This is a genomic window from Mesorhizobium salmacidum (SeqCode), assembly GCF_037179605.1.
GTDB lineage: Bacteria > Pseudomonadota > Alphaproteobacteria > Rhizobiales > Rhizobiaceae > Mesorhizobium > Mesorhizobium salmacidum.
Map to the genome: position 1 here is coordinate 1 of NZ_JAPYKS010000058.1, position 10,263 is coordinate 10,263.

6 protein-coding genes and 3 pseudogenes are annotated in these 10,263 nt (G+C 58.3%); 6 read left to right on the plus strand and 3 right to left on the minus strand.

Annotation, left to right across the window (positions count from 1 at the left end):
* Window positions 1–1,040 precede the first annotated feature (1,040 nt).
* The 3 genes and pseudogenes from O7A60_RS31360 (at window position 1,041) to O7A60_RS31370 (ending at window position 2,291) form a co-directional block, all read left to right on the plus strand.
* Entirely contained in the window at window positions 1,041–1,364 is a 324-nt protein-coding gene (locus O7A60_RS31360) for a DUF736 domain-containing protein (protein WP_126101826.1), read from the plus strand.
* A gap of 330 nt (window positions 1,365–1,694) precedes the next feature.
* Window positions 1,695–2,002, plus strand: a pseudogene (locus O7A60_RS31365) (type II toxin-antitoxin system RelB/DinJ family antitoxin).
* Window positions 1,999–2,291 (plus strand): annotated as a pseudogene (locus tag O7A60_RS31370) (type II toxin-antitoxin system RelE/ParE family toxin). Before O7A60_RS31365 ends, O7A60_RS31370 begins: the two co-directional pseudogenes overlap by 4 nt.
* A gap of 366 nt (window positions 2,292–2,657) precedes the next feature.
* On the opposite strand, the gene O7A60_RS31375 reads toward O7A60_RS31370, so the two are convergent.
* Complete coding sequence (locus O7A60_RS31375; RefSeq protein ID WP_337109523.1) at window positions 2,658–2,894, minus strand: BA14K family protein; 237 nt, start codon at window positions 2,892–2,894, stop codon at window positions 2,658–2,660.
* 384 nt (window positions 2,895–3,278) lie between these two features.
* Between O7A60_RS31375 and O7A60_RS31380 the strand changes: the two are divergent.
* Window positions 3,279–3,833, plus strand: a pseudogene (locus tag O7A60_RS31380) (nucleotidyl transferase AbiEii/AbiGii toxin family protein); the annotation flags it as partial.
* A 214-nt stretch (window positions 3,834–4,047) separates the two neighbouring features.
* Here O7A60_RS31380 and O7A60_RS31385 read toward each other — a convergent pair.
* Window positions 4,048–4,743: a response regulator transcription factor gene (locus tag O7A60_RS31385; protein WP_337109524.1), complete on the minus strand. Its 696-nt coding sequence runs from the start codon at window positions 4,741–4,743 to the stop codon at window positions 4,048–4,050.
* A 463-nt stretch (window positions 4,744–5,206) separates the two neighbouring features.
* Here O7A60_RS31385 and O7A60_RS31390 point away from each other — a divergent pair, with 463 nt between their 5' ends.
* Together O7A60_RS31390 and O7A60_RS31395 are read left to right on the plus strand one after the other, a co-directional pair.
* Window positions 5,207–7,621: an EAL domain-containing protein gene (locus O7A60_RS31390; protein WP_337109525.1), complete on the plus strand. Its 2,415-nt coding sequence runs from the start codon at window positions 5,207–5,209 to the stop codon at window positions 7,619–7,621.
* A 73-nt stretch (window positions 7,622–7,694) separates the two neighbouring features.
* The gene (locus tag O7A60_RS31395) at window positions 7,695–8,039 is read left to right on the plus strand and encodes a hypothetical protein (RefSeq protein ID WP_337109526.1); all 345 of its coding nucleotides are present in this window, start codon (window positions 7,695–7,697) and stop codon (window positions 8,037–8,039) included.
* Window positions 8,040–8,935: 896 nt separating this feature from the next.
* Here the strand turns inward: O7A60_RS31395 and O7A60_RS31400 are convergent.
* Window positions 8,936–9,835 carry an endonuclease/exonuclease/phosphatase family protein gene (locus O7A60_RS31400; RefSeq protein WP_337109527.1) on the minus strand — a complete coding sequence of 300 codons (900 nt, stop codon included), beginning with the start codon at window positions 9,833–9,835 and terminating at the stop codon, window positions 8,936–8,938.
* Window positions 9,836–10,263: the final 428 nt, after the last annotated feature.

Here is a 10,263-nt window from a genome sequence, read left to right on the forward strand (position 1 = left end):
GACGCGCTCGAGGTGGCGGCGGCACGTGCTGCTGATGAGTGGCTGACAGCTTGAGCTTGGCACTCATTCACCGGCCGCAGGTCGGGCCGCAGCGCATAGAATTCGCGCCATGATATCCGGCGCCGGGTCACGGTCTTGGTGGCTGGTGGTGCTTCCATCATGGCTGGATCTTCCGATGATTGGTGCCGCACCTGTTTCTGCCGCACCTCGAGTTTCTTTCTTCATACCCCTGCCTCACCACCCCCACCCCTAAAGGGGATGGGGTGGTAGTGCGGCAGGTATTTGGGTGGTGACTGCCACACCCTGCCGCACCACCGTTTCTCACAGTGCGGCAGAACCGGGTACAACGTACTTTTTTGGCATTCGCTTGCTGTCCAGCCCGCCCAGAACCGATGCTGGCGATATTTCGAGAGATCTTGGCGCAAGACGCAGGCGACCGGCGCGGCGGTTTCCGCACCGCCGAGCAATGGTCGAAAGTCAGGACGCTGTTCGTGGCCGAGTGATCCTCGGCAAGGCGGGCGGCGACGATCTGGACGCCGCCGCTCGCCCACCCTTTCAGGCAGAACCGACTGCCCGGCCAAGTCTCCCGCCAGCGCCGCGCCGCTCCGATTTTCAGCGTCACCCCCAACAAGTTCGCCCGCTCAGCAGACGCGCCCGGTAGGCGGGTTATGGCGCGTGCTGTCTCGGCGCGATCTCGATGTCGGCACGGCATTTGAGCGTTCGCGACCCTGTCCCCCCGGACCATCTGCCGGCTGCATCGACCGCGTCTCCAGGTCGTCTCCAAGCTCTCCAAGGACCATTCCCCTGCCGCTGGCCTGATGACCTATGGGCGGATCCGGCCCGCCCGAAACCCTCGGCCGCCAGCTTTTTTCCCCGCCGCCTGCCGCGGCTTCCTCGCGCCGCTTCGCTTCAAAAAAGCCGTCCGCTCGGGTCCTCCGCTGCCGCTGCGGCCTTTGCAGGGTCGGGCGGTCCGGACGCGCCCATCACGGTCCGCCATCGCAGGGGAATGGTCCCCGGCGAGCACCAAAGGGAGACTTCCAATGACCGCGATCGGCTACGTCACCAAGCAGGACAACGGCGGCTACAAGGGCCAGCTCAAGACGCTCAGCGTCCGCGCCGACATCGACATCGTGCCCAATCAGGCCAAGAGCGCCGACACCCATCCTGACTTCCGGGTGCTGACGCAAGGCGTCGAGGTCGGCGCCGGCTGGATCCGGATCGGCGAGGCTTCCGGCAAGGATTATGTCAGCCTGTCGATTGCCGCACCCGAGTTCGGACCGCGCAAGCTCTACGCCAATCTCGGCCGCGCCGCCGGCCAGGATGACGACGACACCTACGCCATCATCTGGAACCCGGTCGACTGACCGGCAGGTCAGAGAACTCCCGCGCCGCCGGCGGCGCGGGAGCGTTTTCGAAGCCATCCAGCCGCGCATCGCCCGCCGCAGGGGCGGCGAAAACTCCCAGCCGACTCTTCGCCCGTCCCGCAAGCGCTCTCGCTCGTGGATCATAAACGAGGCCGGAATGGCGAGATCTTCCTGCACCGTTCCTGTCCCGATCGACCGGGCCGATCTGTCGACCGCCGCCGATCACGGCCAGCTCGATGTGTGGCCGAACGAACGCGAGCATGGGCGGGCTGCAATGGGACCAGCGCACGTCATTCAATTGCATTACATTGAGCGCAGAAGGAGGTGGTCATGGCCGCAAACGCGCTGGTTCAGACACGGATCGATGCCGATGTTCGGGACCGAGCATCCGCGGTTCTGGAAAACATGGGCCTGACGGTTCGGACGCGGTCCGGATTATGCTCACCCGCACCGCGAACGAAGGTGCGCTCCCCCTCGAACTGGTGACCAACAGCGAGGCACACGATGCCTGGTTCCGGGCCAAGGTACTCGAGGCGTTGGACGATACCCGGCCCGACATCCCGGACGATCAGGTTGAAGCCCATTTCGCCGAGCGACGCGCCGCTGCCCGGCGCAGGACCGGCGACCTGAAATCGTGAAGCTCGCCTGGTCGGCTTTCGCGCTTCGGATCGCGACGGCATTTTCACGCATATCGAGGCCGACAATCCTGCGGCCCCCATCGCAATCGACGAGCGGATCGTGGCCGCGACCCGCCGTCTTGGCGACTTTCCCGAGAGCGGCAGGCCCGGCCGCTTATCAGGAACTCGCGAACTCGTCATTGCCGGCACGCCTTACATCGCCGCCTATCGTGTGGTCGGTGAAACGATCCGCATCCTCCGCGTACTGCACGGGGCACAACAGTGGCCGGACGACCACCCGGAGAGCTGATAATCACCCTTTCGCCATCACGCGCGCCTGACCCGCGAGGCCGCCACCTCGGCGGCGGGATCGTCAAAGCGCAGACGGCGAAAGACAAACCTAAAAAGGGATGACATGTCGGAAATGCTTTACCCTCACCAGGCGAAGACTGTTGGGCAAGCGCACGCCCTCGTGAGGCATGGCTGCAAAACAGGCGATTGAGCTCTGGGTTGATGCGCCGTCGCGCCAGGGTGAATGGAATGCTGTGGCTGAGCGCGCCTCTGTGCGCAGCAGCAAACCCTTTCGACGCCCATGCCGGAAATCGCTTTTCTTCACTGCCGACTAACAAAAAGCGCTGACCGCAAGGCCAGCCCTTTTTGTCTGGGCAGGGAAGCCTCAGTTGGCAATGCAGAAATACTGTTCGCCGTCATAGCCGGTGAATGTGCCGGTGCGGGGGTTGAAGCTGCGATAACGGTACGAGCAATAGACATACCATTCATGCGTCCACGGTTCGGCATAACGGCCGGCGTAGCCGTGAAGGCGCCAATCACCCGCATTGGCAGCGGGCAAAGTCGAGAGGGTAGTGGCGACCACGGCGGCGGACAGAACGGCCGTCTTGAAAGTTCGGTTCATGTCGATCTCCTTCTTGCCGGCCCGTGAATTTGTTAGATGTGGTCCGGCGATACCGTGAACAAGCAAGCGGCGTACCTACTTGAATTTTCTGATTTTGGGCGTCTCTGACCGTCGGCATTGTCAACTTGCCGACCTTTTGGGTCCCGATCCGACAATCGACCCACTCCAAAATGCGCCACAGCAAACGCTCCTCCGGGCATGTCAGCGGTTCCTTGCTGCCATTGGCACCTGTCGTCTACCAAAGACTTTTACGACACAGTGCCAAGACACCCATGCCGGCAACCTATCAACTGCGGCAGTGGCCACGATGACCACGGTGCAATTAGGGGCAGTCACCAGCCCTGACGGAAATCTTGCTAATTGGTGACAAGGGTGGCGCCGATGGTCGAATTCGACGCCAACGCGCTTCGTGTCGACCGCATTCGCGCAGAGCTGGAATATGGTAGGCTGAGGCTGAGCACGATGGCCTCCGTTAGTGGCGCCCGGATCAGTCTCACGATCGACATCGGCTTCGGCGACGCGATGGAGCCCGGCGCGGAGATGCTGGACTATCCATCCATGCTGGACTTTCCCACGCCCTGGCTGCGGGCCTATGTGCGGGAGACCGTCATAGCCGAGAAGTTCCAGGCGATGGTGGCGCTTGGGCGAGCGAACAGCCGGATGAAGGATTTCTACGATATCTGGATTCTCAGCGGGTCGTTCTCCTTCGACGGCGACAGGCTCCCAAGAGCGATTGCCGACACCTTCGCGCGGCGCGGAACAGCGATACCTCAGGACCTGCCCGATGCACTGACACCATCCTTTGGCGAGGACGTGCAGAAGCAGCGACAATGGCGTGCTTTTATCGAAGATGTCGCCCACGATCCGGGTGATCTAGGGAGCGTTGTCGCAGATCTTGCACAGTTCTTGATGCCTCGCGCCGCCTTAGCAGCGAAGTTGGACCTGCTTCGTAGAAGTCTCATACCCTCAGCGACTAACATAATCGTTATTTGCCAACGGGTTACAAAGCGGTTCGCCCAAATTGATTCAAGAAGCTGATCCAGTCACTCGCTGACCGCATTCATCTCTATCGAATGGGCAGCTTTGCGCCTTATATCAGCCGTAGAGTTACGCTCCCCCGTTGCCTGAAAGCAGCCGCAACCGGAACGCAAGGTCATCTGAGAAGGTCATGGCGTATCGCTTCGGCCACGGTGTGCGTCCGATTTTTCGTCCCCAGTTTGTGTGCGACATTGTCGACATGCTGGTTCACGGTTCTAGGCGACATTCCCAGGCGCTCGGCAACTTCCTGCGATGTGAGTCCTTCGGATGAAAGCCTCATGACCTCCTTCTCGCGACTGGTTAACTGCCCCGGCAATGCCCTTGACCCGACACTCCTGAACGAGCGCGTCTGAGCGAACAGGTTGTAACTTACGATCTGAAGCGCGGTTTGCTCGGCCGGCGTCAATCGCCTCGGTCCGCAAAAAACCACCACCCCCGCCATTTCGCCCCCATGCTGAATAGGGACAACGGTGCAATCGACTATATCGTTCTCAATCCAAAAATCCTTCCTGGCTTGAACCTCCGGGGAAAAACGGTTCGCATCAAGGAAGATGACCGGTGCCGAAGTTAGTATGTCCATGGCGGCTTTACCGTCATACAGCGCACTGCTGAAATACTCACTCCATACTCCGTCCCGGTGTTCATTCGTGTCAACGACGGTTCGGGGCGTCTTTTGGGGCCCCATGTATTCGACAACGTAGGCACTGCGGTATTCAAAGTGTTCGGAGATTTTGTTCAAAACCGAAGCGATGTCCCTGTCGGACTGGGCGTTTCGGATACTTTGAAGATGGTCTTCGACTAGTGCCAGCATGAGAAAACCCTGGAAAGCAAGTTATTTTTTGCAGATGGTTGGCGTGGTTACGAAACAGTTGCATGCGGCGAATCCGCCTGCGCCAGCTCTTATGGCACGATAGCATAGGTAAAAATAACATCGGGAAAAATACGTAGAAATTTGGATGAATGGTATTTTTGCCGATGGGATTTTTCCCACCGTAAGATTTAGCGACGGTATTAAGCCGGATTTCCAAGAGCTTGGGCCCCGATTATCGTTCTGCACATCAAGCGTAGTCGACGTTCGTCGCTTCAAGTGCAGTCGTGTTGCAGGGTCTTGAGATGTTGATTTTCCAGAACCAGCGGGTTCCCCAGAATCGGACCAGCCATCCAGTCTCCTCCATTGAGAAAGTGGACACTCGGCCGCCTGCTTTCTGCCCGTCTAAGCGGCGCTGGATATCGTCTTCACGCGTATATTGCTGGCCTGCTTGGAGTGCGGCGCGATGAACGCGGTATTCGTTCTGTGGGCAATGCACGATCCATGGCTAGTGACCATAGCCATTTTCATATGCGCCTTGTCCACCTTCGCGGCACTGGCATTGATACATCACGCAAAAGCCGCCGCCGGCTATATCCATTTGGCATGGATCGGCGTCGCCGCCGTAGCCGTCGGGTCCGGTATATGGGCCACCCATTTCGTCGCGATGCTCGCCTACTCGCCGGGGTATCAGACCGGCTACGGCTTGGCCCAAATGCTGTTGTCCCTGGCCAGCGGCATCATCTGCGCGGGCATCGGATTCTGGTTGGCGACAAGAGGTCGAACTCGCTTCGATGCTCCTGCCGGCGGCGGCGTTCTCGGCCTCGGCATTGCATGCATGGACTATCTCGGCATGGCGGCGTTGAAGATCGGTGGCGCGATCGTCTGGAACGACGGCCTAATCGCTTTGTCTATCGTTGCAGGAGTGAGTCTTGGAGCTCTTTCATTGCTTGTCGGATTGTCGCGCGCTTCGATGGCCTCTCGCCTGGGCGGTGCTGGCATCCTCACGATTGCAATCTGTTCCATGCATTTCACTGGCATGATGGACGCAGGATTGGGGAACTGTTTTTCCGTCGTCACAGCGGATGATGCAACGCCGTTCAACCTATCCCTTGCGGTGGCGATCGTCAGCAGCATGATCCTCATCGCATCCCTCACAGGATTACGCCTCGATCTACGGGACAAGCGGCGGCGGATTCTCGAGCAGGGTCGGATGCGCGGACTTGCCGACGCGGCGCTGGAAGGCCTTCTCGTGTGCAACGGACACCAGATCATCACCATCAACACAAGCTTGTCGGTTCTGGTCGGGCGGGAACGAGACGACGTCGCCAACAAGGGGTTGGAGCTATTTTTCGACGAGGGCACCATAGCGACCCTTCTCGCGACGCCTGATACGGCCATTGAGGCGGACCTGAAGGTCGTGCACGGTGGTCTCTCGGTACCAGCCGAGCTGATACTGCGGAATATCGATTATTGCGGAACCGAACGCCACCTGATTGCGGTCCGCGACCTGAGCGCCCGCAAGAAAGCCGAACGGGATTTCCTGTTTCTCACTCGTCACGATTCCCTAACGGGTTTGTCAAATCGTGCAGATTATGATCGCCAACTGGCCGACGAGATCTCTCGGGCAAAGCACAATGGGCACAAACTGGCTTTGCTCTTTGTCGAGCTGAACCGCTTCAAACACGTCAAGGATCGTTTCGGCCATGCTGCTGGCGACGCGCTATTGCGGCGCGTGACGCAATGCACGAAAGCATCACTTACCGGGTGTTCCTTTGCTGCCAGGCTAGGTGGTGAGGAATTTGCAATCGTCATCCCGAACTTGGAACGGCGCGAAGAGGCCGGCTATTTCGCCCAACGGCTGCTTTCGGCGTTTCAGGCATCCAACGCCGACAACGATACCCCTTACGAGATCACAGCTAGCATCGGGGTAGCGGTTTTGCCCGACGATGCCGCAGATGCACAGGGCCTCGCGAGCAGTGCCGATGCGGCACTTCATCAGGCAAAGCAGGGCGGCCGCGAAGGCTATCGCCTCTTTGAATCTGCGATGGGCGTCGAGATGCGCGACCGCCGGCAAATGGAGATAGACCTAAGGGTCGCGATAGCGCACGACGAATTGAGGCTGGCCTATCAACCCCAAATGAACATTGACAGCGGTACGATCGGGGGATTTGAAGTCCTTGTGCGCTGGCATCATCCCATTCACGGCGACATTTCTCCTGCCGTGTTTATTCCTATCGCCGAAGAGAGCGGACAAATTTCCCAGATTGATGCCTGGGTCCTTCGCCAAGCCTGCGCAGACGCCGTGACGTGGAAAAACCCCATGTCAATTGCCGTGAATGTGTCGGCTATTCAACTCCAGAGCGGCACGCTGGCGGAATTGATACTGGAAACCCTGGTAAGTACCGGACTCTCTCCCAAGCGGCTTGAGATAGAGATCACCGAAACGGCAATGGTACACGATCTGGATCAGGCTCTGGTCACGTTGCGGGGCGTAAAAGCACTTGGGGTCAAGATCGCCATGGATGATTTTGGTACCGGCTATTCATCGCTTGCCAACCTTAGAGCTTTCCCCTTCGACAAGATCAAGATCGATCACTCCTTCGTGGGAGGAGTCGACTGCAACGAGCATTCGGCTGCGATCGTGAGAGCGGTGTTGGGCCTTGGCGCCGCCCTTAGGCTTCCCGTGGTAGCCGAAGGGGTGGAAAGAGAAGAGGAGCTCGATTTCCTCCGAACTGAGAAATGCGCGCAGGCGCAGGGTTACCTCGTCAGCAAGCCTACCTCCATTGCAGCCTTCGATTCATTGACCAATGCTGACCAGAAGGCTGATGGCATTGCGACGACACATAAAACCGCGCCAACACTCAGGCTCGTGGGGTAAGCCGATGCGAGTAGAGCCCGTACTCGGGGATAGAAAATGGAACCGGCGAACGGTCGATTTTGAGATCAGGGTGATGTTTCCCGCCAAGGGGATTCGCGAGGTCAACTATGCGAACTTAGGCCTGCGCGACATTTCCGAGGGCGGCGCGTCATTCCATGTCGGAGATATAAAAGGGATTCCCGATTTCTTTTACATCCAGTTCGGAGACGAGAAGTCCGAGCTGGTTGGCTGCTATGTCGTCGGCAGATCGGAATTAAGCATCCATTGCCAGTTTATGCGCGAGCGGAGCTCCGCCGAAATAGAAGAGATCATTTCCTCAAATGAGATGGGTGCATTGCTCGATTCTATATTCGACGAACGAAAAGAGGTACTGGTGGTAAACGAAATTCTCGATTTACTCTGCACGGCGGCCCGCTAGGGATCCTGCGATGTCATGTCCCGAGTTATGGCTTGCGGGACGCAAGCCCCCAAAAAACTACGATGAGTGTACGGCTGACGCTCGCAGACCGTTGGCTCAGCTCATAAATTTAAGTGTTCGCTGATTCGGAAGACTGAATGTCCGGTCTGCTGTATTCCAGCTAAAAGCTGCCAGTCCTCTCTCGTGACGACCCAAACCAGCCGCGCTCGTACCCTTATGGTCGCTCACCGAACTCCTTGTAGGAAGGAGAAATGCCGTTGCATTGAAAAATTAGTCGTCCTACTGATCCTCAGGTTCGCCAGACCATACGAGACGATACGAAGGATATGGGTTGGCTAACCATTGATTTTCTTTGAGAATATCACACCCTCAGCGACTAACATAATCTTTGTTTATCAGTAGCTTACAAAGTGGGTCGCCAAAGTCGACTCAAGGAGCTGATTTACCACTCGCCGATCGCATTTATCTTCTGCGGAATGGCAGCTTTGCGCTTGGCGCCCTCGGACGATGAGGCCAAGTTTGCGGTTGCCCGAAAGCAGACATCTTTATCAACAAGGGCTGTACTCGGCTTTTGCGCCTTCGCGCCTACCCGACGGCAGAACAGAAGCATTTGTTTGAGGTTTTCTGCTTTGATGCCGCTAGCCAGGCGGGGCACAGTGGACTGCGTCGATGGTCAGCGGTGCTGCCCCGTACTCGTTTGACAGCACGATACGAAGATAGTCGCCGCCAAGGCTCAAGCGCAGTCATTGCGCACCGTTTGGTTCCAGAGGTTGAAAGGCAGGAGCGTCGGTAAGGGAAAATCGCCACCCATGTCGGCTGCGGGCTCGCAGCCAAACTCTCTACCCACGTCGATGCCGGTGCATTGGTCGCGTCTGCTGCTCGAGGCCTGGGATCGATCATTGGTCGCCCGCAATCGCTACATGTTCGGCTGCCTGAGCGCTCGCTATGCCACGGCTGATCAGGATATGATCGAGTCCCAGCGGGTTTCGACATCCAAGGTTCGCGGACTGACTGAGTTGCTTCCTCTCGTCTGAGCTCAGAATTTCCGTTTCGCCCTTGTGGCAGAGCGCCATTGTCGTCGCGTTTGCCGGACATTCTTCAGGAAGCAGAGTCACCGTTGTCGCAGCCGGGTCGTCATCGAATACTTCTCCGAACAGGTCCTTTACCAGTACACCGGCCGGCAGAGGCGTGTGCGGTGAGCTGCCATCCGTCCGGACCGGACCTGTTTCGTGCACTTCGTGCCAGAAGTTCCGGTTGAAGTCCCCAAGCAGAATGACTTTATCCGTACCGCTGAACCGGTCCTCGACCCACCTTTCAATTGGAACGATCTGCTGCTGCAGAATCCTGCAGTCGCGGTCGTTGCTGTCTGTCAGGTCTCCGCTGGCCTCGAGCGGCGATACGCAGGACGATTTCAGGTGCACGACCAGTACGCGAAGCAGCTCTCCGTCGATCTTCAGGTCAACCGACAATCCGGGACGGGGCTGGTCTTCTTCCGGATTACCAGGAAGGCTCAGTTGCGGTTCGACCGTGCAGGCAACCGCCTCACCAAGCTCCGACTTCCACGCGACAGCAAGGCGCTGAACTTTGAAGTCGGAGTAACTGCAGACGTTATAACCGTTCCCCCCGTCAGGCAGGGCCTCTCGAACGGCCTGCTCGCCACTCACCTCCTCAAAAGCGTAGATGTCGGCAGGGATGGTGTTCTGTATGAAATCATTGAGCTGCTGCAGCCGCTTGTCATACGCGCCGACAGTCACTGGCACAGTATCGAAGGAGCGATCCTTGTAGACATCGCACACCGGGAATTTGGTCCAATCCCATTCGACCTTCTCACGAAAATTGACCTCCCAGCCAGGGATGCCGTTCCGCCAGTCGAGGGCTTCCAGACGCCGGTGGTGGTGTCCTTTTCAAACAGACCATCGCATTTTGCGAACCATGTCGCGGCCGTGGCCTTGTCCACGTGCCAACCAGATTCCACGTGGCAACGGTTATGTCACGTGCTGCCGCGGGTGCCGGCAGAAGAGACCCAAGAATTGCAGCTGCCACACAAATACGCATGATTTCCTCGCATACGACCAGGTTCAGCGATATCCACTGTGCATGCTCTAGCAGGCTTCTCTGATTGGGGTCGGTGAGGTCAAGCTTTTCCCGTCTTCTTTCCGGATCATGTCGCCCCGCGGGTCACTCGCTTCTCTTCGCGGTCGGCGCGGAGCCGCCGCATGATGGG